The 25,230-nt window shown below is 31.0% G+C and carries 20 protein-coding genes; 16 read left to right on the plus strand and 4 right to left on the minus strand.

Features of this window, described 5'->3' with window-relative positions; genetic code table 11:
* Nucleotides 1–234 precede the first annotated feature (234 nt).
* The 10 genes from KKQ79_RS03950 (at nucleotide 235) to KKQ79_RS03995 (ending at nucleotide 13,401) form a co-directional block, all read left to right on the plus strand.
* Entirely contained in the window at nucleotides 235–3,720 is a 3,486-nt protein-coding gene (locus tag KKQ79_RS03950; protein WP_213189079.1) for a glycosyltransferase family 117 protein, read from the plus strand.
* 126 nt (nucleotides 3,721–3,846) lie between these two features.
* Nucleotides 3,847–5,337 carry an LTA synthase family protein gene (locus tag KKQ79_RS03955; protein ID WP_213189080.1) on the plus strand — a complete coding sequence of 497 codons (1,491 nt, stop codon included), beginning with the start codon at nucleotides 3,847–3,849 and terminating at the stop codon, nucleotides 5,335–5,337.
* A 9-nt stretch (nucleotides 5,338–5,346) separates the two neighbouring features.
* A complete protein-coding gene (locus KKQ79_RS03960; protein WP_213189081.1) occupies nucleotides 5,347–5,880 on the plus strand; it encodes a DUF1697 domain-containing protein in 534 nt (177 codons plus the stop codon).
* Between the two features lie 64 nt (nucleotides 5,881–5,944).
* Entirely contained in the window at nucleotides 5,945–7,936 is a 1,992-nt protein-coding gene (locus KKQ79_RS03965) for a S9 family peptidase (RefSeq protein WP_213189082.1), read from the plus strand.
* A 101-nt stretch (nucleotides 7,937–8,037) separates the two neighbouring features.
* Nucleotides 8,038–8,529 (plus strand): DNA-deoxyinosine glycosylase, encoded by a 492-nt coding sequence (locus tag KKQ79_RS03970; protein ID WP_213189083.1) that lies wholly within the window; start codon nucleotides 8,038–8,040, stop codon nucleotides 8,527–8,529.
* On the plus strand, nucleotides 8,526–9,185 hold the full coding sequence (locus tag KKQ79_RS03975; RefSeq protein WP_213189084.1) for a hypothetical protein: 660 nt from the start codon (nucleotides 8,526–8,528) through the stop codon (nucleotides 9,183–9,185). Before KKQ79_RS03970 ends, KKQ79_RS03975 begins: the two co-directional genes overlap by 4 nt.
* Before the next feature lie 98 nt (nucleotides 9,186–9,283).
* A complete protein-coding gene (gene queA / locus KKQ79_RS03980; RefSeq protein WP_069799285.1) occupies nucleotides 9,284–10,333 on the plus strand; it encodes a tRNA preQ1(34) S-adenosylmethionine ribosyltransferase-isomerase QueA in 1,050 nt (349 codons plus the stop codon).
* A 92-nt stretch (nucleotides 10,334–10,425) separates the two neighbouring features.
* Nucleotides 10,426–11,463: a dual-specificity RNA methyltransferase RlmN gene (gene rlmN / locus KKQ79_RS03985; RefSeq protein ID WP_069799345.1), complete on the plus strand. Its 1,038-nt coding sequence runs from the start codon at nucleotides 10,426–10,428 to the stop codon at nucleotides 11,461–11,463.
* Nucleotides 11,464–11,468: 5 nt separating this feature from the next.
* Nucleotides 11,469–12,326, plus strand: a complete 858-nt coding sequence (locus KKQ79_RS03990) for a hypothetical protein (protein ID WP_213189085.1) — start codon at nucleotides 11,469–11,471, stop codon at nucleotides 12,324–12,326.
* 97 nt (nucleotides 12,327–12,423) lie between these two features.
* A complete protein-coding gene (locus KKQ79_RS03995; RefSeq protein WP_213189086.1) occupies nucleotides 12,424–13,401 on the plus strand; it encodes a polyprenyl synthetase family protein in 978 nt (325 codons plus the stop codon).
* Here the strand turns inward: KKQ79_RS03995 and KKQ79_RS04000 are convergent.
* Both KKQ79_RS04000 and KKQ79_RS04005 read right to left on the minus strand, forming a co-directional pair.
* Nucleotides 13,382–15,106 carry a helix-turn-helix domain-containing protein gene (locus KKQ79_RS04000; protein ID WP_213189087.1) on the minus strand — a complete coding sequence of 575 codons (1,725 nt, stop codon included), beginning with the start codon at nucleotides 15,104–15,106 and terminating at the stop codon, nucleotides 13,382–13,384. The genes KKQ79_RS03995 and KKQ79_RS04000 overlap by 20 nt on opposite strands.
* 268 nt (nucleotides 15,107–15,374) lie before the next feature.
* Nucleotides 15,375–17,159, minus strand: a complete 1,785-nt coding sequence (locus tag KKQ79_RS04005; RefSeq protein WP_213189088.1) for a helix-turn-helix domain-containing protein — start codon at nucleotides 17,157–17,159, stop codon at nucleotides 15,375–15,377.
* A gap of 184 nt (nucleotides 17,160–17,343) precedes the next feature.
* On the opposite strand from KKQ79_RS04005, the gene KKQ79_RS04010 reads away from it, so the two are divergent.
* The 6 genes from KKQ79_RS04010 to KKQ79_RS04035 all read left to right on the plus strand — a co-directional run bounded on the left by KKQ79_RS04010 (nucleotide 17,344) and on the right by KKQ79_RS04035 (nucleotide 23,454).
* On the plus strand, nucleotides 17,344–17,589 hold the full coding sequence (locus KKQ79_RS04010; RefSeq protein WP_104792739.1) for a hypothetical protein: 246 nt from the start codon (nucleotides 17,344–17,346) through the stop codon (nucleotides 17,587–17,589).
* Nucleotides 17,590–17,930: 341 nt separating this feature from the next.
* Entirely contained in the window at nucleotides 17,931–18,152 is a 222-nt protein-coding gene (locus KKQ79_RS04015; RefSeq protein WP_213189089.1) for a hypothetical protein, read from the plus strand.
* Nucleotides 18,153–18,426: 274 nt separating this feature from the next.
* Complete coding sequence (locus KKQ79_RS04020) at nucleotides 18,427–20,856, plus strand: alpha-ketoacid dehydrogenase subunit alpha/beta (RefSeq protein WP_213189090.1); 2,430 nt, start codon at nucleotides 18,427–18,429, stop codon at nucleotides 20,854–20,856.
* A gap of 3 nt (nucleotides 20,857–20,859) precedes the next feature.
* Entirely contained in the window at nucleotides 20,860–21,096 is a 237-nt protein-coding gene (locus tag KKQ79_RS04025; RefSeq protein WP_213189091.1) for a hypothetical protein, read from the plus strand.
* A gap of 122 nt (nucleotides 21,097–21,218) precedes the next feature.
* On the plus strand, nucleotides 21,219–22,607 hold the full coding sequence (gene lpdA / locus KKQ79_RS04030) for a dihydrolipoyl dehydrogenase (RefSeq protein WP_213189092.1): 1,389 nt from the start codon (nucleotides 21,219–21,221) through the stop codon (nucleotides 22,605–22,607).
* A gap of 79 nt (nucleotides 22,608–22,686) precedes the next feature.
* Nucleotides 22,687–23,454 (plus strand): patatin-like phospholipase family protein, encoded by a 768-nt coding sequence (locus KKQ79_RS04035; RefSeq protein ID WP_213189093.1) that lies wholly within the window; start codon nucleotides 22,687–22,689, stop codon nucleotides 23,452–23,454.
* Between the two features lie 6 nt (nucleotides 23,455–23,460).
* Here the strand turns inward: KKQ79_RS04035 and KKQ79_RS04040 are convergent, their stop codons facing one another.
* Nucleotides 23,461–23,814 (minus strand): diacylglycerol kinase family protein, encoded by a 354-nt coding sequence (locus tag KKQ79_RS04040; RefSeq protein ID WP_213189094.1) that lies wholly within the window; start codon nucleotides 23,812–23,814, stop codon nucleotides 23,461–23,463.
* Nucleotides 23,814–25,178, minus strand: a complete 1,365-nt coding sequence (locus KKQ79_RS04045) for a M20/M25/M40 family metallo-hydrolase (RefSeq protein WP_213189095.1) — start codon at nucleotides 25,176–25,178, stop codon at nucleotides 23,814–23,816. Before KKQ79_RS04045 ends, KKQ79_RS04040 begins: the two co-directional genes overlap by 1 nt.
* Nucleotides 25,179–25,230 lie beyond the last annotated feature (52 nt).

Consider the following 25,230-nt stretch of genomic DNA (forward strand, 5'->3'; position numbering starts at 1 on the left):
AAGAAAAAAATCAAATAAATTTATCATTTTGTCCTAACATTTTGAACGGAAAGCAAATAGAAATGATTTTTTTCATGTTTTTTGTTCAATTCTTTACCAAATTTTAAGCCAAACAAATGTTTAAATTTATTTTTTCATTTTTTTTCTTAAAATATTCTTAATAAATCGATGTTTTAGAAAATATCAGAATAAAAAAACTTAATTTCGCAACATTGTAAATTTTTAAAAATTTCTATGAAGAATTGGACTTTCAAAAAATGGAACACCATTTTAGGTTGGGTGGTTTTTGCAATCGCATTTTTCACCTATTTATCTACTATTGAACCTAATTTTAGTTTTTGGGATTGCGGAGAATACATTTCATCTGCTGTAAAATTAGAAGTTACTCACGCTCCTGGTGCTGCTTTATTCCAGTTAATGGGTGCTGTTGCAGCTATTTTTGGCTTTGGAGATGGTTCTAAATATTCTGTAATTATCAATGCTATGTCTGCGCTTTTCAGTGCATTCACCATATTATTTTTATTTTGGACAATTACGCATTTCGTAAGAAGACTTTTGAATAAAGACTTCGAAGATGTAACCGTTTCAGACGAAATTGCCATTCTATTTGCTGGTGTCATTGGTGCTTTAGCTTTTACTTTTTCAGATACTTTTTGGTTTTCTGCAGTAGAAGGAGAGGTTTATTCTATGTCGTCTATGTTTATTGCACTTTTGGTTTGGCTCATTACGAAATGGGAAAACGAATATCATGACAGTGATAATGAACGTTGGCTCATTCTAATTTTCTTCATTACAGGACTTTCTGTAGGAGTTCACATGATGGTGATGTTAGCAGTTCCAGCCGTTTGTTTAGTTTATTATGCTAGAAATTATGAATTTACGTGGAAGAGTTTTATCATTGCTAACTTGGTGACACTTTTCATTCTAGCAGTAGTTTTCAAAGGAATTTTCCCAATTATCATGAGTCTTTTCGGTAAATCTGAAATTTTCTTTGTTAATGGATTAGGCTTACCTTTCCATTCAGGAACAATTGCTGCATTTATCATTTTGTTTGCTTTAATGTATGTAGGAATTTCTTATGCTAGAAAATCTAAAAGCAAATTATATCAAACCATCGCACTATCAGTAATTTATATGATTATTGGTTTTTCTTGTTGGTTAGTCATTCCGATTAGAGCGAATGCAAATCCTCCAATGAACTTGAATGATCCAGATAACGCCATCGGTATGCTAGATTATTACAATCGTGAACAATACGGAGATTGGCCAACTTCTTACGGACAAAACTATACTGCATATTTAGATAATTATGGTATTGAAAAAAATGATGATGGTAGTTATAAAACGCAAAAAACAGGTGATGTTTACGAAAAAAATGAAAAAACCGGTCGTTATGATATCGTAGGCGAGCGTTTCAATTACGTTTATTCTAAAGAACATGTAAGCTTTATGCCGAGAATGTTCAATGAAGATGAAACCGTGATGAGCAATTACATTTCTATGTATGGAGCGCCAGATTTTGAATTCAATTATGACAATCAGGATATTGCAGATAATCCTCAAGCTAAAGAAGTTTTTGACCAATTAAGACAAAAATTTGAAGACGGAAGCATTACGCTTGATGATTACAAACAAGCCAGAGAATATGATTTAATCAAGGTTCATAGACCTACATTAGCACAAAATCTCACGTATTTTGTAGAATTTCAAATTGGATATTATTTTGTGAGGTATCTCATGTGGAATTTCGTAGGAAGACAGAATGATTTAGAAGGTCACATGGAAAATACCAATGGAAACTGGGTTTCTGGTATTCCTGCAATTGATGAAATGCAATGGGGAAGTCAAAAAGATATGCCTGCAAAATTCAAAAATGAAAGCACAGTTTATTTCTTCTTTTTACCATTGTTATTGGGAATTTTAGGAGCGTTTTTCCAGTTCAACAAAGATTTTGGAAGATTCTGGGCGCTACTTTCTTTATTCGTGTTAACCAGTTTTGGAATTATTTTCTACACCGGTGTAAAACCTTTTGAACCAAGAGAAAGAGATTACGCAATGGTAGGAAGTTTCTACGCCTTTGCAATTTGGATAGGTTTCGGAGCTGCAGCAATTCTTTGGTATTTACAAGAAAAAATTAAATCAAATGCAGCCACTTGGGTTACAGGAATCGTTTTATTAGGAGTTCCATTAATGATGGGCTTCCAGAATTATAATTCTCACGATAGAAGTGAACGTTATGCAGCTTATGATTTCGCTTATTCTTCATTAAAATCCCTTCCAAAAAATGATATTTTCTTCGTTTATGGTGATAATGATACGTATCCAATTTGGGGATTACAAGAAACGGAGCAATTCAGAGATGATGTAAAAGTGGTGAATTTCACGCTTCTAGGAACACCTTGGAATATAGACCAAGTAAAACGCAGAACATACAATTCAATGCCAGTTCCGTCAGTTCTTACCCACGAAGAATACAGAGATGGAACCAATGATCAAGTAGTTTTACTTTCTGCAGAAGATTGGAATAATTTTATTCAAAATAATGTAGATGCAGGAGTTCCAGAGAGTTTATTTGAGCCTTACAAAAAATATATGGTTCAAGATTCTATGAACATCAAAGACGCCGTAAATTTCTTGAGAAAAAGAAGTCCAGAAAAAGATGAAATTTTAAAATTACTTTTTGGAGAAGATAAATATGAACGTTTTAATTTCTTGCCTGTTTCTAGATTTGTTTTACCTGTAAATAAAGCAAATGCCGTGAAATCTGGAATCATTTCTGCTAAAGATTTGCCGAGTACAGTAGACCAAATTACCATAGATTACAGAAGAGGAAATATGTTTAAAGCCAATTATATTTTAATGGATATTTTGGCGAATTTCGATTGGAAACGTCCTATCAATTTCTCTGTGGGCGGAATTTATGATGACGAAAACATTTTCTATTTGAAAGAATATCTTCAATTTGATGGATTCAGTTACAGATTGGTTCCTATTAAAACAGAAGAAAGAGAAGATGGCGAAATGGGAAGAGTAGATGCTGAAGATTTATATAAAATTGTCAAAAATTACAAATGGGGCAATTTCAAAAATCTAAATGTTCACATGGACGAAACGTGTACACAGAACATCGTAAGTTACAGAAGTTCTGCAAGTAGAGCTGCAGAAGCATTGACTTTAGAAGGTAAAAAAGCAAAAGCCATCGAAGTTTTAGATTTAGCGAGCAGAGAAATTCCTTCTACCAAATATAATGACCCTCGTTCTTTAAGCGCAATGGTTTATGGATATATTGTTGCAGGTCAAGAACAAAAAGGTTTACAATTGGCAGAGCAATTAAAAAGAGATATTTTCGAAGAATATGACTATTATTTGTCGCTTTCTAAGTATGAACAAAAATATGTGAAAAAACAGATGAATGCTCAACCAATCTTGTATTCATTGGTAACAGGAGCAGTTTCTGATGCGTATAAGAAAATCGGTCAAAAAGATAAAGGTTACAATTACTTGTTAAAATCCATCGAACCAATTGACAAGAGATTTAAAAACTTCATCAGTGATTTACAAATGGCAGGAAAAGAAAAAGCTTTTAAAGAAGCTGAGAAAGTACAAAAAATCACGCCGTTTTATTCTTATTTGTTCGAAGTGATGAAACCTTATGATTCTACTTATCCAAAAGAAAAAGAAGCAGAAATCACTAGACAAATGATGAAAGCTACGAACTAGTTTTTCAATTAAAATTCTATATAAAATCCGTTAGAAATTTTCTGACGGATTTTTTTCTGACTGAAAGTCTAAAATCTTTGACAGCGATTTTTTTAAAACTATATTTGTAAAAATTTACACGAAAAAATGTCTGAAACTATACAGAAGTACGCAAAATTTCCTCTTTTGGCAGTTGTTTTTACCGTATTGGTAAAACTTCTTTTTTTGCTCACGCATCATATTCAGGAAGATGCTTTTATCACGTGGAGAGTTGCGCAAAACTTATTGGATTATGGTGTTATTGGTTTCAATGGAGAAACTAAAATTTCTGCTTCTACTACGCATTTGTATGTTTTTGTTTCTTATTTTTTTAATCTGATTTTTGGCAAAGAAGACTTCATTTATCCATTATTGATTTTCAATTCATTATTGTTTACGATTGGGAGCTATTTTCTTTCAAAATTAATCCTCGAAAATCCTGTACATCAAGCAATTTTTATTTTTTTATTTGGCATTTTGCCACCATCTATTAAAATTTCAATTCTCGGAATGGAATACGGAATTCTGTTCTTTCTAGAAATGGCTTTGTTGTATTTTGGGTTCAAGCAAAATAAAATCTGGGCGCAAATTCTTTTCCCCATTCTCATTCTTTTCACCAGAATAGATACAGTGATTTTCTTAGGTGTCGTCTTTTTGGTCGATATTATTTGGAATAAAAAAATTCGTTGGTTCTACATTTTAGGTGGAATGTTAGGAGTTGCCGTTTTGATGAGTTTCAACTGGTTTTACTTCGGTGAATTGGTGAATAATACCATTGTTGCCAAAAGTGTGACGTATGCAAAAAACATGAGTTTGGCACTCCAGTGGAAATATTTCCTAATGAATTATGGTAATTTCTGGGGAATGCTAAAACTTCCAGGAGATTTTAATCCTTTCACGATTTTAGTTTTAGTTTTTGAGCTTTTAGCGTTTTTATACATCATTTCGAAGAAAGAAAGCAAAAACCTTTTCATCTGGATTAATTTCCTTTTTGGCTGGACAAAACAATTGATTTTTATTTCTCAAAGAAGTTATTTTGATTGGTATTATTGGGTTTCACAGATTTTGCTTTTTGCAGTGATTTTGGTATTTGTCTTAGAACAAAAAACATATAAATTGTGGTGGATTTCTTTGCTTTTGATTTTCTATATTTTACCGATGGCAGTTTTTCAAACGGTTCATTCTATCGCCACAGGGAACGGAGAGTGGAATTACAGAAGAAGCATTGGTTTGTTTCTAAAAGACTACGAGAAAGATAAAAATCAATACATTTTGCTAGAACCAGCAGGTTATATTCCTTATTTTTCAGGTTTAAAAGCAATAGATGAAGTTGGTTTGGTGGATAAAGAAATTCAAACCGAAATCAAAAAAGACAAAACTAATTATTGGAAAAATACCGTTGAAAAAAGGAAACCAATGTATTTATTGGCTCCCAAAAATTTATTTGAAGGAAAAGATGGAAGTTTTTATCAAGAAAATTATCGATTGTTGAAGGAGTTTAGAATTAAAAATCACTTAAATTCTGACAATAAAATTTTGGAAAAAATATACAGATTAAAACCTTCTGGAACGGATTATAATCTCTACGAAAGAAAATAAATTTACTTAATGAAATACTGTGCTTTTTTACGCGGCGTAAACGTAAACGGAACTGCAATGAAAATGGCGGAAGTCTGTGATATTTTCAAAAAAGCAGGAATGAAAGATGTTTCTAGCGTTTTGGCAACAGGAAATATTTTATTTGAATCTGATGAAGCTCCAGAAAATTTAAAACAGAAATTAGAAAAATCACTTTCCGAGCATTTTCAATACGAAGCATTTTTGTTTTTAAAAACTGATGAAGAAGTGAAGGGGATTTTAGAAAATTCTCCTTTTGAGAAAGACGAAAATCTACATATTTACAGTTTTATTTGTAATTCGGGAGACGAAAATATTTTGATGCAAGAATTTCTAAAAACCAATCATCAAGAAGAGGAAGAAGCTCAATTAATCAAAGGTAATTTTTATTGGAAAATTCCTAAAGGAAATACGCTTGACAGTGAGTTTGGTAAGATTTTGGGAAAGAAATCTTTTAAAAATATTCTAACCAGCCGAAACATCAACACCATTGAAAAAATTGTCAATAAATTTTTAATCCTTTAGGAAAGAGGCAAAGAAAATTTATCCATAAATTTAAGTAATTTTAGACCGCTAAAATCATTATAAAATGAAACTAAAACATACAATTATCGCTCTAGCAGCACCTTTCCTTATGAAAGCACAACAGGTAATGACGCCAGAAATTCTCTGGACGCTTAATAAATTCTCGGTTACTGCAGTAGAACCATCTCAATCTGGGCTATTTTACAGCGTAGGAAAAGTAGATTTAAAAACTGAAAAAACCAACAAAGAACACTTTTACTACGATTTGTCAAAAAATCAAACTTCTAAAGTTGATTTTGGTAAAAAATCTTTAATTCAGTTGGACAAAAACGGAATTTACGCTTCAGAAGGCGATAAAATCTATATTTCTAAAGACAGAGGATTGACTTGGACTGAATTTTATACCATTGGCGATGCAGACAATATTATTATTTCTCCTGATGGTAAAAAAATCGCTTTTAGTAAGTCGGTTCACGTAGAAAAATTGTTAGGGAAGGACAAATATTCTGACCTTCCTAAAACGACAGCTCAAATTTATACAGATCTTAATCACAGACATTGGGACGCTTGGAATGAAGGAAAATACAATCACGTTTTCGTTTCCAATGTAGGTGAAGATGTTGCGAAAGCTAAAGATTTATTAGAAAATTTACCTTTTGATTCTCCTCAAAAACCTTATGGTGGAAGCGAAGATTTCGTTTGGAGTCCAGATTCTTCTAAGGTTTTATACGTTTGCAAGAAAAAATCGGGAAAAGATTATGCAACCAGCACTAATACAGATATTTACGCTTATGATTTAGCTTCTGGTAAAACCGAAAATTGGACAGAAGGAATGATGGGTTATGATGTAAATCCTAAGTTTTCGCCAGATGGAAAATCTTTGCTTTGGCAATCTATGGCGAGAGATGGTTATGAAGCAGACAAAAATGACATTGTAGTGATGGATTTGGCTTCTAAAAAAATCACAAATCTTACTAAATCTTGGGACGAAAGTGTAGTGGGAGATGTAGCATGGAGTCCAGATTCTAAAAATATTTATTGTTCTACCGCTTACAGAGGTGTAAAACAGCTTTTCCACATCGGTTTAGATGGTAAAGTGAAGCAAATTTCTGGTGGTAATTTTGATGTGAATGAAATCATTGCCTTCCAAAGCGGAAACGTTTTGGTAACCAGAACAGATATTAATCATAATGCAGATTTATTTAAAGTTAATGTAAAAGACGGTAGTATGTTGCAGTTAACTTCTGTAAATGAAAGCACTTACGCTAAATTATCTCAAGGAAAATCTGAACTGAAAATGGTGAAAACTTCAGATGGTAAAGAAATGGGAGTTTGGTTCCATTATCCACCGAATTTTGACCCAAATAAGAAATATCCTACACTTTTATATTGTCAAGGTGGTCCACAATCTGCTTTAACTCAGTTTTTCTCTACCCGTTGGAATTTTGCTTTAATGGCTGCAAATGATTACATCGTAGTTGCGCCAAACAGAAGAGGAATGCCAGGTTGGGGAACCAAATGGAACGAAGATATTTCTAAAGATTGGGGAGGACAACCCATCAGAGATTATTTAGCAGCGGCAGATTTTGCAAAAACTTTACCTTATGTAGATGGTGATAGAATGGCTGCAGTTGGTGCAAGTTACGGTGGTTACAGCGTCTTCATGTTGGCTGGAGTTCATGAAAATAGATTCAAAACGTTTATTGCTCATGACGGATTGTTTGATATGAAATCTTGGTACGGAACTACCGAAGAATTATGGTTTGCCAATTGGGATTTAGGTTCGCCTTGGGAAAAACCTTTACCAAAAGCGTATACAGATTTTAACCCAATCAATTTTGTAGACCAATGGAATAAACCAATTATGGTGATTCAAGGAGGACTGGATTTCCGAGTAGGTTATGAACAAGGTCAGGAAGCTTTTCAAGCTGCTAAAATGAAAGGTCTTAAAACCAAATTCCTTTATTTCCCTAATGAAAACCACTGGGTTTTACACCCTCAAAATGGTTTAGTTTGGCAAAGAGAATTTTTCGATTGGTTGAAAGAAACTTTGTAGAAATCAGAAATAGATTTTTATTTTATCAATAGAAACGGGCTTTAGCCCGTTTTTTCTTTTTTTGTATATTTGATTTGGCTTTAGCCGAAACTTATTTTAAAATGCAAAAAATTTCTTCATTTCCTCCAATCATTAATTATGAGTCAAAGATTCTGATTTTAGGCTCTATTCCAGGAATTAAATCTTTGGAAATGAAGCAATATTACGCACATCCTCAAAATAAATTCTGGAAAATTATTTGTGAAATTTTTAATGAAGAATTTACAACAGATTATACTGAAAGAATTAAAATTTTAGAAAAATATCACGTCGCACTTTGGGACGTAATAGACACTTGCGAAAGAAAAGGAAGCCTAGATTCTGAAATCCGAAATGAAGAGGCTAATAAAATAGGAGAGTTGCTGCATAATTATCCTAACATAAAAGCTATTTTCTGCAACGGACAAAAATCTTATAAAAATTTGCAAAAAATTCCACCGAAAGATTTTCATCTGCCAATTATTGTTTTGCCTTCTACAAGTCCTGCTCATGCAAGTTTGAAGTATGAAGAAAAATTATTATCTTGGCAGAAAATTAAAAACTATTTACCATGAAAAAACTATTTATTTCTTTCGTTTTACTATTTCCATTATTTGTTTTTTCTCAAGAATATCTGTTTGATTATATGTTAAAATCTACTGTAAAGAGAGAAAATCCTGATTATAATTATCAAAGCTATGACATGGTAAACTCCAAAAACCATAATTTATATATGGAAGTTGGTAGAAATAATATTAATCATAATTACTATTCAATCCTTGTTGATAATGATAAAAAAATTGTAAGCAGATTTAATCTTACAGATGTTAACAAAAATCCCATTGACTTTATATATGAGAGAGGTTTTGAGATATTAAATGATTATAAGGTTTATTATAATTTTTTTAATTTAAAAATTGAAAACGTTGGAGAATTAAAATATAAAATTACTCCCGAAAAAATATTGAAGCCAGCAAATCAGATTTTTGAGATGGAAGTGCAATTAGAAAAATTTGAAGATGACTTAATTATTATAAATTTTGAGCCTCTTTCACATGAACAAGAACTTCAAATAGAGACGCTTATAAAAGATAAATTAAAGTCAGAAAATCAGATTGGAAATTTTTATATAAAGGAAATAAAGATTAAATATTTTAAAAAATCAACTATGATTAAAAATGTTATTCCACAAAAGGTAGATGTGATTTTGGACTTAAGTAAAGTTAAATAATGTCAATTAAAAATAAATATCCCAAAACACTTGACAACCCCTGTTTTCATATCGTATATTTGCAGGCTTAAAAAATTTAAATAAAATCCGTAAATTTTATGAAAACATCTGATTTCAATTTTCACTTGCCAGAACATTTATTGGCTGAACACCCTTCAGAACACAGAGACGAAGCAAGATTAATGGTTCTTGACAGAAAGACACAAACCATTGAACATAAACTATTTAAAGACGTTATCGATTATTTTAACGAAGACGATTTATTTATCTTTAACAATACCAAAGTTTTCCCAGCTAGACTATACGGAAATAAAGAAAAAACTGGTGCTAAAATCGAAGTTTTCTTATTAAGAGAACTGGATAAAGAAACCAGAGTTTGGGACGTATTAGTAGATCCAGCTCGTAAAATTAGAATTGGGAACAAACTTTTCTTTACAGAAGATGAATCTTTGGTTGCAGAAGTTATTGATAATACTACTTCTAGAGGCAGAACGCTAAGATTTTTATTTGACGGTTCTTACGAAGAATTTCGTGCTAAATTAAAAGAATTGGGAGAAACTCCACTTCCTAAATACATCAAAAGAGAAGTAGAACCAGAAGATGCAGAACGTTACCAAACGATTTATGCTAAAATAGAAGGTGCAGTAGCTGCTCCAACTGCAGGTTTACACTTTTCTAAGCACTTAATGAAGCGTCTAGAAATCAAAGGAATTAACTTTGCAGAAGTTACACTTCACGTGGGTTTAGGAACATTTAACCCAATCGAAGTAGAGGATCTTTCTAAGCACAAAATGGAGTGTGAAGAAGCAATTATCGACGAAAAAACTGCTGATATTATCAACAAAGCAGCTGATGAAAATAGAAGAATTTGTGCTGTAGGAACTACTACAATGAGAGCATTAGAAACTTCTGTTTCTTCTAACAAAAAGATTTCTGCTTACCAAGGTTGGACCAATAAATTCATTTATCCACCTTATGATTTTGGGGTAGCAAACGCTATGATTACCAATTTCCACACGCCAAAATCTACATTAATTATGATGATTGCAGCTTTTGCAGGAACAGATTTTATCATGCACGCTTATGAAGAAGCCGTGAAAAATGAATATAAATTCTATTCTTACGGAGACGCAATGTTGATTCTATAGAAATTATAAATTATAGATTTTAAATTTTAGATTAATTATGTAGTCCGCTATATTTTTAATCTAAAATTTATCATTTAAAATCTAAAATTATTTTGAAAGACATCAGAACATTAAGTTTAGAACAACTCAAAGAATATTTTGTCACTCTTGGCGAAAAACCTTTTCGTGCGAAACAGGTTTATGATTGGTTATGGTCTAAAAATCTTCATTCCATAGATGAAATGACCAACCTTTCTAAAGAGTTGAGAGAAAAAATTTCTCAAGAATTCACCATTAATCCTATTTCTGTAGATTTATTACAAAAATCTAAAGATGGAACCATCAAAAATGGAGTAAAACTTCATGATGGACTTTTGGTAGAATCTGTTCTCATTCCTACAGAATCCAGAACTACCGCTTGTGTTTCTTCACAGGTAGGTTGTAGTTTAAACTGTGAATTTTGTGCAACGGCAAAACTCAAAAGGATGAGAAATCTAGAAGTTGCCGAAATTGTAGACCAAGTTGCCCTGATTGATAAACAGAGCAAACTATATTTTGATAGACCTTTGTCAAACATCGTTTTTATGGGAATGGGAGAGCCTATGATGAACTATAAAAACGTAGTAGATGCCATCAGAAAAATCACTCAAGAAGACGGTTTGGGAATGTCAGCACGAAGAATTACCGTTTCTACTTCTGGAATTCCGAAAATGATGAAAATGCTTGCTGATGAAAATCTAAAGGTCAAATTAGCACTTTCTCTTCACTCTGCAATAGAGCATAAAAGAAATGAAATTATGCCTTTTTCCACAAAATTTCCGTTAACAGAAATTATGGAAGCGATGCAATATTGGTATGATAAAACTGGAAGTAGAATCACCTTTGAATATTGTGTTTGGAAAGGAATTAATGATGGTGACGAAGATATAAAAGCTTTGATTAAATATTGTAAACAAGTTCCTTGTAAAGTGAATTTGATTCAATATAATCCTATTGGCGAAGGGAAATTTGACCATAGAAGTGTAGAAGCCGAAGAAAAATATGTTCGTGAATTAGAAAAAGCGGGAATTACAGCTTTGGTGAGAAGAAGTAGAGGTGGAGATATAGATGCAGCTTGTGGACAATTGGCCAACAAAAATTCTGGAGAATAAACTCTATGAAAAAATTCATTCTTGTTTTTCTATTTTTTAGTTTTCTTTTTTCTTTTTCTCAAAAAACAGAAAAGTTAGCTCTTAGGAAATACAAAATTGCCACGTTATCAGATTCTTTGAAAGAAACATCTGGTCTTACTTTTCTTAAAGATAAACTCTATACTTTAAACGATGGCGGAAATACCAATGAAATTTTTGAAATTGATAAAATTTCTGGTAAAATTTTATCAAAACTGAAAATTAATTTTCCGAATAAAGATTGGGAAGCTATGACCAGTGATGGTGAAAATTTTTATATAGGAGATTTTGGCAATAATGCAGGAAATCGAAAAGATTTAGCTATTTATAAAACTGATTTTCAGGGAAATTATTCTAAAAATTCCTTTAATTATTCTGCACAAGACGATTTTTCTACGCGATATCTTTCTCATAATTTTGATGCAGAAGCCATGATTTTCCTTAATGAAAAAGTTCATGTTTTTTCTAAAGAATGGAGTTTTAAAAATATTTCTCATTATACTATTGACTTACAAAATTCAGAAAATCAATCACTTGTAAGTTTGGAATCTTTTCATGCAGGATTTGTCATTACAGATGCTGCTTATTTTGAAGGAAAACTTTATGTGGTAGGTTATACTAGAAAAGCGAAAGTGTATATGATGATTTTTGAGGAAAATTCTGAAGGATTATTTTTCTCTAAACCATTGAAAAAGTATAAGTTAGGTTCTTTTCTTTCAATAGGTCAAGTAGAAGGAATTGCAGTGAATAAAGAGGGGATTTACATTTCAAATGAAGATTTTTCTAAGTTTATTTTCAGTGTAAAACAACGTTTGTATTTTATTTCATTCGAAAAGTTAAAATAATTTTTTTATTGCATTCAACGGATTATGTAAGTATAGTTTTAATTAATTATATTTGTATGATTTTATAATTATTGTCAATAATCATTCAATTTATAGCGTGTCAAACATCGTAGAAGAAATCAAGAAACCGATTAACGAAGAAATGAAACTTTTTGAACAAAAGTTTTATGAATCTATGCAAAGTAGAGTTCCTTTGCTTGATAAAGTTACTCGTTTTATTGTAACCACCAAAGGAAAGCAAATGCGACCTATGTTTGTATTTCTTACCGCTCAATTGGTAGGAAATGTAAACGAAAAGACGTTTCGAGGCGCTTCTATGATTGAGTTGATTCACACCGCTACTTTGGTTCATGATGACGTAGTAGACGAAAGTTTTAAACGTCGTAATTTCTTTTCTATCAATGCTTTATGGAAAAATAAAATCGCAGTTTTAGTAGGTGATTATTTGCTTTCTAAATCAGTTTTACTTTCTACTGATAATAAAGATTTTGATTTATTGGCTGTTATTTCTAGAACCATCAGAGAAATGTCTGAAGGTGAGTTGCTTCAATTAGAAAAAGCTAGAAAATTAGATATTACTGAAGACGTTTATTATGAAATTATTCGTCAAAAAACGGCTACACTTATTGCTGCTTGTTGCGAAGTAGGTGTTTTGTCTAATGGCGCTGATGAAGTTTTAGCCAAAAAAATGCAAGATTTCGGGACTTATACAGGAATGGCATTCCAAATCAAAGACGATTTGTTTGATTATCTTTCTAAAAATATTATTGGAAAACCAGTTGGAATTGACATTAAAGAACAAAAGATGACTTTGCCGCTTATTCATACTCTGAAAACGGCGAATGAAGCGGATAGAAAGTACTATTTCAATACTATTAAAAGGTATAATAACGATCAAAAACGCGTAAAAGAGCTGATAGAATTTGTGAAAAATTCTGGAGGACTGGATTACGCAATTGGTGTGATGAAAGATTTTCAGCAAAAAGCAAAAAATATTCTTGCAGAATTCCCTGATTCTGACGCGAAACATTCTCTTAATTTGATGCTTGATTACGTTATAGAGAGGAAGTTTTAATATTTTCCTTCATCATTTTAATGAAGTAAGAAGGTTTAATTTCAAATTTTCTCTGGAAATTATCTGAAAATGCTTCTGCATTCGTAAATCCTGCAATATTTGCCAATTCTTTAATTTCTTTTTCTAAAAATTGATGCTCTGTTTTGAGCAATTCTACAATATATTCTAATCTTAAGTCATTGAGGTAATTACTGAAATTTTTCCCTTTAGAAGCATTAATAATTTTGGAAAGATAAGTAGGATTGGTTCCCAATTTTTCGCAGAGTAATTTTTGAGTGATTTTAGAATCTAGAAATTGTTGTTCTTTTTCGAAAATTTCTAATTCTTCTAGAATATTTGTGATGGTTGATTCACTAATTCCCGCAATTTTTGGAATTACAGTTTTATCCTCTTCAACAATAGTAACTGGGATTTTCTTTATTTCTGTATTTTTTGAAATGATTTGCTCAAAACGTTCTTTATATTTCCTTTGCATTTGGAAATATTTATAAGTAGAAAAAGAAATCAGTACGATACTGATAATGATTACAAAAAGCGTGAGGTATTGATGAACTTTTAAGTTGGTTTCAATACTGTTTTTCTCGTCAATCAATTTTTTTGTATCATATTCTTTATGAATTTTGGCAAAAAGATATTTGTAGTTCTTTTCGTAGGATTTATCTAGAGACATTAATTTATTAATGTATTCGAGTTGTTTATCTGTGTTATTTTTAGAAGCGTAGTATTCTATAAGTAATTCGTAGGCAGGTCTGAACTGAGGGTCTTGATTTTTGTCTTTGTAATATTCTTTGTCTAATTTTTCAAAATATTTTACAGCTTCTTTTTTGTTTCCTAATTTCCAATAAGACATTCCTATGTAGAAAATTTCTGTATAGTGAGGCCAACTATCTTGGTATAAAGTTTGAGCCTTCTTCAATTTTTCTATAGCCAAAAAATAATTTTTGAGAAAATAAGCATTGGTTCCTTCGCAAGAAATAAAATATGCATAATAAAAATTAGAATTGTTTTCTTTAATATATTGAAAAGCTTTTTTTAATAATATTTTATTATCAGAAAATTGATTTAATTTTGAGTTGATGTCAATCAAACTGATTAAAGAGTACATAAACATCATTTCATAATTTTTCCCGTAGGTCTGCGATTTATCAAGATTTACAGAAAAGAAATTTACACATTTTTCATATTCCTTTTTGGCATCAGATAATCGACCTAAATACAAATAATTTTGAGCAATAGAATAAATTGTTTGATATTTTAAATAATTATCATTTGTTTTTTCTGCAATTCTGTTAGCAAGCATTAGATAATTAGAAGCAACATCGTGTTGGTTTTTTGCAATAAGTAGAGTAGATTTATTAATGTATGCTTCTGCGAGTATAGAATTATCATTTATTTTTTTAGCAACTAATATAGCACTATCAGAATACTTGACTTTATATTTTTCAGAAGGATTTTGACTGGCATATCTGTAGGCATAAACTAATGCTTTTAAATTATTTTCTTTCTTGGATTTTTTGATATAAAATTGGATTAATGGCGATGCATTAGCATTGTTATAAACTAAACTATCAATTTTATGTTCTAATTCTAAAAATGATAAATCTTCTAATTTTTTTTCTTGAGCATTTATTGAGATTTGGGAAAAAAACAGAACTGCAAAAAATAAGTTTTTGATTATTAGATAGTTATTGATTTTTGTTTTCACTTTTCACTTTTCTACAATGATAAAACAAAAAAATGGAATAAGAAATATGATATTTTTTCAAAAAATCCCGGTTGATTTTTATGAATTCCGAGTTCACTTTTTAGTAAAGGAATAATGGAAAGTGTAGTTTTGCTTCATCTTATAAAACACAATAAAAAGAGGTAAGATTTAATGACCAAAAAAAAACATTACTATTCCGAATAGTAAAGTATTTCTTCAAAGGGGGACTTCAACATGAAAATGTTGAAGTTTTTTTATTTAGATGTTTTTAAGAATGTGTTTTAATATTTTCCTTCATCATTTTAATGAAGAAAGAAGGTTTAATCTCAAATTTTCTTTGGAAGTTGTCAGAGAAGTTTACCGCATTCGTAAAGCCTGCTAGAGATGCTAGATTTTTGATATCATAGTTTAAATAGGTAGCATCATTTTTGAGTAATTCGATAATATAGTCGATTCTTAGATCATTAATATAATAGTTAAAATTCTTTCCTTTGTACACATTAATGATTTTAGAAAGATAAGGTATATTGGTGTTAAATTCTTCACTTAAAAGTCTCAATGACATTTGATTATCAGTAAATCTAAGTTCTTCTTCAAATTTATCTAGCTGTTGCAAAATATTTTGAACTAAAATAGGATTGAGACCAGGTATTTTGTTATAGAATTCTAGTTCAGAAGAATTTTTTGGAGCGGTAATTTTTATTTTGTCGTTTATTTTAAGAGTTTTTAGGTCTTGAGTCTCTTTTTTTAATTCTACTTCTGCAATTGTCTCTATTTTTTCTGAAATAGGTTTCTGTGAGATAATTTCTTCAAATTTTTCTTTATATTTTTTTTGTAAAGAATTATAGCGATTCCAATAGAATAATGATGCAAGAATGGTTATTAATAATATTAAACTAATTATAGTTCTTTGATTTTTTAGAGAACTTTCAATTTTGTTCTTTTCATTTATGAGTTTATGAGTATCATATTCTTTGTTAATTTTAGAGAATAAGTACTTATAATTTTTCTCATAATTTTTATCAAGAGACATTAAAGTATTAATATATTTTAATTGCTTATCTCTATTACCAATAGAGTCATTATACTTTATTAATAGTTCATATGCTGGTCTAAATTCAGGATTTAATTTTTTTGATTTGTCATATTCTTTATCTATTTCCTCAAAATATTTAACTGCTACATCTCTTTTCCCAAGTTTCCAATTGGAAAGGCCAATGTAAAAAATATCAGTAATGTGCGGCCATTGATCATTATATAATCTAATAGCATCAGAAAGTTTTTTTATAGCTGACTTATAATTTTTTAAAAAATAATCATCTACGCCATCACAAGAAATAAAATATGGTTTATATATATTTAAGTCTTTATTATCAATGTAGCTGTAAGCTTCATTTAGAAATGGTTTATTTTGAGAGTGTTTTCCTATTTTAGTATTAGTATCTAAAATGCTCATAAGGCTATAGAGATAATATTTTTCATTATCCTCACCTAAAGATGATTTATTTACATTTTCTCTGAAATATGAAATACATTGTAATAATTCTTCATTTGCATCTTCATATAATCCAAGATAAATTTTGTTTTGAGCAATAAAATATTTTGTCTTATTAGTGATATATGGATTTTTTAAATCTAATGAATATTTATTAGCTGTAAGTATATTATCTAATGCGAGCTTATACAAAGAAGCATCCATTAAAACAACTCCTTTATTCAAATAAGCATCTGTTATTAGATTTTTATTATTAGAAATTTTACTGGTAATTAAAGCGCTATCTGTGTATTGAAAATTCTGAGGACTGCTAAAAATTTTACTGGCATAACGATATGCATAAAATAATGCTTCATTATTTTTATCTTTTTTTGATTTTTTTATGTAAAATTTGACAAGCTTAATCCCTTCATTATGGTTTATATCATATAAACTATCAATTTTTTTCTCAATTTTTACATAATTTAAATACTCAATATTATTATTTTGAGAGAAAAAAATATTTGAAATAAGTAGAATCAAAAAAAACAATATTTTTATGCTAAAGTGCTGATTCATTTTGATTAATAACAGAATTCTTTATTTATTTTAATTTAATAATAAATTATTTTTACAATAATACTGTTATTTTTTCTAAAACAAAACAGTTTTTTTATAAAACAACACTTATATTTTATGAAATGACAGTTGAAAAATTTGTTTGTAGCTGTTGTTTCATGATACATTTGTAAAAAAATTAGTTATGAAAAAAATTATTCTTTTATCCGTTAGTGCGTTAAGTGTTTTATTTGTATCATGTAGACAAAATGAAGATATTCTAAGTAATGAAGATATTCAAACTCTTAATATAATACAAAAGAATAGAGATTTAAGAGAATTAAATAATAAAAATAAAAAAGATACTATTTCAATAAAAACTCAAGTTTTAAGAACTGATTCTCTTTCAACTGTTTTATCATTTGATGAAATTGTAAAGCCACCAAGATAATTTATATAAATCTAATAAAAAAAGTAAAATAAAATTTTTTTTCATCGTTTGTGTTTTCTCTTTTCGCTGTTTGTTCTCAGAACAGCGAAAGAGATTTTTGAAGATTTTTTTATTTAAATTTTTTGAAAGATTTAAAAATAATATTAATAAAAAGTAAAATAAAATTTTTTTTCATCGTTTGTGTTTTCTCCTTTCGCTGTTTGTTCTCAGAGCAGCGAAGGAGATTTTTAAATGAAAATTTTAAAATACAAATTAAAGAAATATCTAAGATGTACTTTGTTATATTCATAACCATATTTTAATCTTAGAAATTTAAAATATTAATTTAAAAATTTACTGTTATGAAAAAATTTACACCAATATTGTTAGCATTGGCTTCAATCGCAGTATTATCATTTAAACAATCAAATAGTTCAGGGAAATCTGATGATGTTTTGAGTAAAAATGACATTGAGATTTTAGAAATTATACAAAATAAAAGAAAATTAAGAAATAGTAATGAAAATAAGACTACTGTAGTTTTACATAATGAAGAAGAAGCATTAATATTTCTTAATAAGTAATATTCAGCTAAAATATATCTAATAAAAGTAAAATAAAATTTTTTTTCATCGTTTGTGTTTTCTCCTTTCGCTGTTTGTTCTCAGAGCAGCGAAGGAGATTTTTTAAAGACATCATCACAATTATTCATACATTCATATTAATTAAGTTGAGCTTAACACAGTATTTCACTAGAAATATTGTGTTTTGTTTTGTAATTGAAAAATAATCAAAAAAATCAATTTATTTTATCAATTCCATAATTTTATTATCTTTGTAAAAATCCTTATCCAAGATATGCAAACTACTTATATCGAAACACAAACAGTTTCTTTTCAAGATTTTAAGAATCAAATATTAGCAGACTATAAACTAGGTAGAATTTCTCGCGAAATGTCTTACATGGCAAGAAGAGAGGTTTTAACAGGTAAAGCTAAGTTCGGGATTGTAGGTGATGGTAAAGAATTACCACAATTAGCCATGGCAAAAGTTTTTAGAAATGGAGATTTTAGAAGTGGTTATTATAGAGACCAAACCTTCGCATTAGCAGTTGGGGCTTTATCGGTAGAGAGTTTCTTTGCACAATTGTATGCAGATACTTCTGTAGAAAGAGAACCTGCTTCTGCTGGTAGACAAATGAATGGTCACTTTGCAACGCGCAGTTTAAATGAAGATGGAACTTGGAAAGATTTAACTCAAATTAAAAATATATCATCAGATATTTCGCCAACTGCAGGACAAATGCCTAGACTACTAGGTTTGGCTCAAGCTTCTAAGGTTTACAAATCAGTAAAATTTCACGGTTCAGAAAAATTCAGCAATAATGGAAACGAGGTTGCTTTCGGAACCATCGGTGATGCGTCTTCTGCAGAAGGCCATTTCTGGGAAACTTTGAACGCAGCTTGTGCTTTACAAGTTCCAATGATTTTATCCATTTGGGATGATGGTTACGGAATTTCTGTTCCTACTCATGACCAAAGAGCAAAAGAAGACATGGCAGAAATGCTTTCTGGTTTTCAAAGAAAAGAAGGAAAAACAGAAGGTTGCGAAATTATTCAAGTAAAAGCTTGGGATTATCCTGCACTTCTAGACGCTTATGCTAGAGCCGAACATTTTGCAAGAACAGAATCTATTCCTGTGGTAATTCACGTGACAGAAGTAACTCAACCACAAGGTCACTCTACATCTGGTTCTCACGAAAGATATAAATCTGAAGAAAGACTAAAATGGGAAGCAGATTTCGACGGCTTAGAAAAATTTAAAGAATGGATTCTTAATTATTCTATTGAAATAGAAGGAAAAGAAGAAATTTTAGCTACAGTAGAAGAACTTGAAAATATAGAAAAAGAAGCTAAAAAAATAGCAAAAGACGGTCAGAAAAAAGCTTGGGAAAATTATAGAAATTCTATAGAAGTTCTTAAAAATGAAGTACTTCCGTTAGTAGAGAATCTAAAATCTCAGAATAGCGAAGTAGAAGCAGAACTGCAAAAATTTGGTTCTTTGATTTCTTATGCTAAAAAGGATGTATTCAGTTTGATGAGAAAAACTTTGCTTTTGACTAGAACTCATCAATCTACTGAAAGACAATGGCTTGCTTCTAAATTTGAACAACTTTTAGCGCAAGAAAAAGATAATTATTCTTCACACTTGTATTCAGAGTCTGAATGGAAATCAACCAATGTAAAAGAAGTAAAACCGATTTACTCAGAAAATTCTGAAATGGTAGATGGAAGAGTAGTGGTAAGAAATAATTTTGATAAAATCTTTGAAAAATATCCTGAAACTTTGGTTTTCGGTGAAGATGCAGGGAATATTGGTGATGTAAACCAAGGTTTAGAGGGACTTCAGGAGAAATACGGAAAAGTAAGAGTAGCTGATACTGGTATTAGAGAAGCTACTATTCTTGGTCAAGGAATTGGTATGGCGATGCGTGGACTTCGTCCGATTGCAGAAATTCAGTATTTAGACTATATTTTGTATTGTTTACAAGGAATTAGTGATGATTTGGCCACACTTCATTACAGAACAAAAGGTGGGCAAAAAGCTCCAGTTATCATCAGAACTCGTGGTCATAGATTAGAAGGAATTTGGCATTCTGGTTCACCAATGGCTGGAATTATTAACCTAGTAAAAGGGGTGAATGTTTTGGTTCCTAGGAATTTAACTAAAGCAGCAGGTTTTTATAACACGATGCTTCAGAGTGATGAACCAGCAATTATTGTAGAAACGCTCAATGGTTATAGATTAAAAGAAAAACAACCAGATAATTTAGGTGAGTTCACTGTTCCAGTTGGTAAAATAGAAGTAACTAAAGAAGGAAAAGATGTTACTCTAGTAACGTATGGTTCTACTTGGAGATTGGTAATGGAAGCTGCCGAAGAATTAGAAAAATTAGGAATTTCTGCGGAAGTAATTGATATTCAGTCTCTAATTCCATTTGATATTTCACATGAAATTGCTGAAAGCGTGAAGAAAACCAATCGTTTAGTAATTATAGACGAAGACGTAGAAGGCGGAACTTCTGCATTTATTCTTCAGCAAATTGTAGAAAAACAAAAAGCATTCAGATATTTGGATTCAGCTCCGTTAACGATTGCAGCAAATGATCACAGACCAGCTTATGCAAGTGATGGAGATTATTTCTCAAAACCATCTGTAGATGATATGGTTGAGAAAATATATGCAGTTTTTCATGAAGCGAACCCTTCTCAATTTCCAAAAATTTAAAAAATGAAAATATTATTTGTAATTATAGCAGCTTTTACGCTTTCGAGTTGTGCTGTTGCAAAAATCCAAGATTGCCCAGAAGAAAAAATCATCAATAAAATGCCAAAAGTGATTGATGGAAACTCACAAACGCCTAATGAATATTATATTTACAAAGGAGAAAGAAGAGAAATCAAGGAATTTGATGCCGCTTGGATAGAGAAAAACTGCCCTAATATAAAAGTACAAGAAGTTTATTAAGTTAAATAAAGAAACAACTCAAATTAGGAGTTGTTTTTTTGTTTCAAAAAATCATATTTATATCATAGTAAAACCCGAATTTTCTGAAAAATTCCGTAAATTCGCAAAAATTTAATCTCGAAATGAATTACGATATTATTGTTATAGGTTCTGGACCTGGTGGTTACGTAACCGCAATTAGAGCATCACAATTAGGCTTTAAAACGGCTATCATAGAAAAAGAAAATCTAGGTGGTATTTGTTTAAACTGGGGGTGTATTCCTACCAAAGCATTACTGAAGTCTGCTCAAGTTTTTAACTATATAAAACACGCCGAAGATTACGGTCTTAATAAAGTAGAGGGAAGTTTTGATTTTCCTAATGTAATTGCTAGAAGTAGAGGAGTTGCTACTAAAATGAGTGGTGGAATTTCTTTCTTGATGAAGAAAAATAAAATTGACGTTATCATGGGAACTGCCAAAGTTCAAAAAGGCAAAAAAGTTTCGGTAACAGATAAAGAAGGAAAAGTTTCTGAATATTCAGCAAATCATATTATCATTGCAACTGGAGCTCGTTCTAGAGAATTACCAAATCTTCCACAAGATGGAGTAAAAGTAATTGGTTACAGACAAGCTTTGTCAATGCCTACTCAACCGAAATCTATGATTGTAGTAGGTTCTGGAGCAATCGGAGTAGAGTTTGCAGATTTTTATAATACAATGGGAACTAAAGTGACGATTGTAGAATTCATGCCAAATATCGTTCCTGTAGAAGACGAAGAAATTTCTAAACACTTAGAAAAATCTCTTAAAAAATCTGGAATTGATATCATGACCAATGCATCTGTAGAATCTGTAGATACTTCTGGAAATGGTGTTAAAGCTAATGTAAAAACCAAAGATGGAAACATCACATTAGAAGCAGATATTCTACTTTCGGCAGTGGGTATTGCTGCAAATATTGAAAACATTGGACTTGAAGAAGTAGGAATTGCTACAGACAAAGGTAGAGTTTTGGTAAATGAATGGTACCAAACTTCTGTTCCTGGTTATTATGCAATTGGTGATATAATTCCTACCCAAGCTTTGGCTCACGTAGCTTCAGCAGAAGGAATTACTTGTGTAGAGAAAATCAAAGGAATGCACGTAGAAACAATTGACTACGGAAATATTCCTGGTTGTACTTACTGTCATCCAGAAATTGCATCTGTTGGTTTAACTGAAAAGCAAGCTAAAGAAAAAGGATACGAAATTAAAGTTGGTAAATTCCCACTTTCAGCATCTGGTAAAGCTACCGCAAATGGTAATACAGATGGTTTCATCAAAGTAATTTTTGATGCAAAATACGGAGAGTGGTTAGGTTGCCACATGATTGGAGATGGTGTTACAGATATGGTTGCAGAAGCGGTGGTTGCTAGAAAATTAGAAACTACTGGTCACGAAATCATCAAATCTATTCACCCGCATCCAACTGTTTCTGAAGCAATTATGGAAGCTGTAGCGGCTGCTTACGGAGAAGTGATTCACATTTAATATTTATGTAATAAATACAAAAAAAACCACAGTTTTTGCTGTGGTTTTTTTAATTTTAACAAATGAAACTAATAATAATATGAAGAAAGAAATTGGTTTGGTACTTTCTGGTGGTGGAACTAAGGGAATTGCAGAAGCTGGTGCACTGAAATTTTTAGAAGAAAAAAATATTTTTCCAGAAGTCATTGCAGGAACGAGTGCTGGTGCAATTGTTGGCGGATTGTATTCTTTTGGAAAGTCTCCAGATGAGATTTTAGATTTTTTTAAATCGGTTTATTTTTTCAATTGGAAACATTTTACCTTGACTAAACCGGGATTTATCAATTCTGAAGTTTTTAGATTATACTTGAAACCAATTATTGGAGAAATTAAAATTAAAGATTTAAAATTAGAATTGCTGATTACAGCGACTGATTTGGTTCAAGGCGTTACGCACGTTTTTGATGGAGACACTTATTTGTTAGATGCTATTATAGCTTCGTGTTCGGTTCCTGGTTTGACAAGCCCTTTCCAAAAAGATGGAATGTTATTAAGCGATGGCGGAATTTTGAATAATTTTCCTTCAAATCTCATCAGAGAGAAATGTGAAAAACTAATTGGAGTAAATGTTTCGCCATTGCAAGATATTGAAGGCAAACAGCTCAATAGTATCAAAGCAGTTTCTACCAGAGCTTATGAATTGCTGAGCCACAGTGTAGAAAACTATAAATTCAAAGATTGTGATTGGTTTATCTCTCCCAAAGAATTATCTAATTATGGAATGTTCGAGAGCAATAAAGCCAGAATGAACGAAATCTTTAAATTGGGTTGCGACGAAGCCGTAAAAACTTTCCCCGAAAATTTTTAAAATTTTCTAAAAAACATATTTTGAATAGACTAAAACTCCTGTAATTAAGGAAAGTAGAGTAGCTGTTACTACACTTGCTGCTGCTAAATCTTTGATTAAGCCTATTTTTTTATTGAAATTTGGTTCTATGAAATCACAAATTTTTTCAATGGCTGTATTGATGATTTCTGCAATGAGAACCAAAAAACAAACGATAAAAATTAAAACAGCGTCTGTAGAATTTAATTCGAAATAAACTATTAAAAATAAATTAATAACAAGAGCTAATACTTCTAACTGAAAGTTTCTTTCGGTTTTTAGCATCCAAAAAAGTCCTTTGAAAGCATAATAAACACTTTTGTGAAATGGAGGTCTTTTCATTACCAATTTTTATCAACCATGTAAATAAGTTGTGTCATAACAACAGCTCCTAACAATAATTCTCTGCGATTTACTTTCTCGAAAGTGTCTTCTGGAGTATGATGAATGTCAAAATATCTTTGTGAATCTGTTACCAATCCAGATGCAGGAATTTTAAGTTCTCTCAATGGTTCTATGTCTACGCCAGAATGATCTCCTGCAAATTCATAAATTCCGTATGGGTTAAAAAGTTTTTCCCAAGATTTCATAGATTTGGCTTTGTCAGGATGCATTCCTAAGCTAAAACTTCTCGGTGTAAAACCTCCACTGTCACTTTCTAGAGCAAAAATGTGTGGTTCTTCAGATTTTTTTACCGTTTCCATGTACGTTCTTCCACCTCTTACACCATTTTCTTCATTGGCAAAACAAACTACTCTTATGGTATGATTATTTTTGAGTTTTAAACTTTTGAAAGTTCTCAGTACTTCTATACTTTGTACAATTCCAGCACCATCATCATGAGCGCCTTCACCTACATCCCAAGAATCGAGATGTGCGCCAACTACAATTACTTTTTCGTCTGATTTTCCTTTGATTTCGCCAATGACAGATTTGGTCATCATTTGTCCGTTCATTCCACAATTAGAATTGAGAATGGCTTGAACTTTTTGTTTTTTGAGTAAAATTTCTTCTAAATAATCCGCAGACTCTGCACCAATTGCAACGGCAGGAATTTTAGGAATTCCATCTTCGTAACGAGTAGAACCAGTGTGAGGAACATCGTCAAAAGAAGAAGTAAGTGAACGAATAATTACGGCTTTTCCGCCTTTTTTTGCTACTTCAGATGGAGTAACTCTTCTGTATTTTCCAGCATCTCCGTAAGCTTGTCCGGTTACCACAAACTCTTGTTTAAAGGCATAGTTGAAAAACACAATTTTATCTTTTACGGAGTAATCTGGTAATTTTTCGAAATCTTCTAAAGTTTTTACTAAAATCACTTCTCCTTCTAAATCTTTACCTTTGGTTCCTTCAGAATTGCCTAAGGAAAGCATCTTTACTTCTTTCCATTTTCCGTGATTCACTCTTAATTTTAAAGATTCATCACCTCGAGTCCATACGTTTACCATTACAGGTTGAAACCAAACTTGGTCTGCACCAGCTTCTAGCAATTTTTTCATCGCCCAGTCTGCAGATTTTTCGTAATTACTGCTTCCGGATAATCTGCTGCCAATGTCTTTGGTTAATTCTCTTAGGTCTTCATAAGATTTACCATTGACCAAAATTTCGTCTGAAATTTTCTTGAATTGAAGAGAATCTTGTTTGAAATTTTGAGACCAAAAAAATCCGCCCAAAAAGAGCGGAAGTATGTAAAGTAGTTTCTTCATGTTCTGATTTCTTTTTGGAAATCTAAAAGTACTATTTTTTTGTAATAAATCA

It is taken from the genome of Cloacibacterium caeni, assembly GCF_907163125.1.
Lineage (GTDB): Bacteria > Bacteroidota > Bacteroidia > Flavobacteriales > Weeksellaceae > Cloacibacterium > Cloacibacterium caeni_B.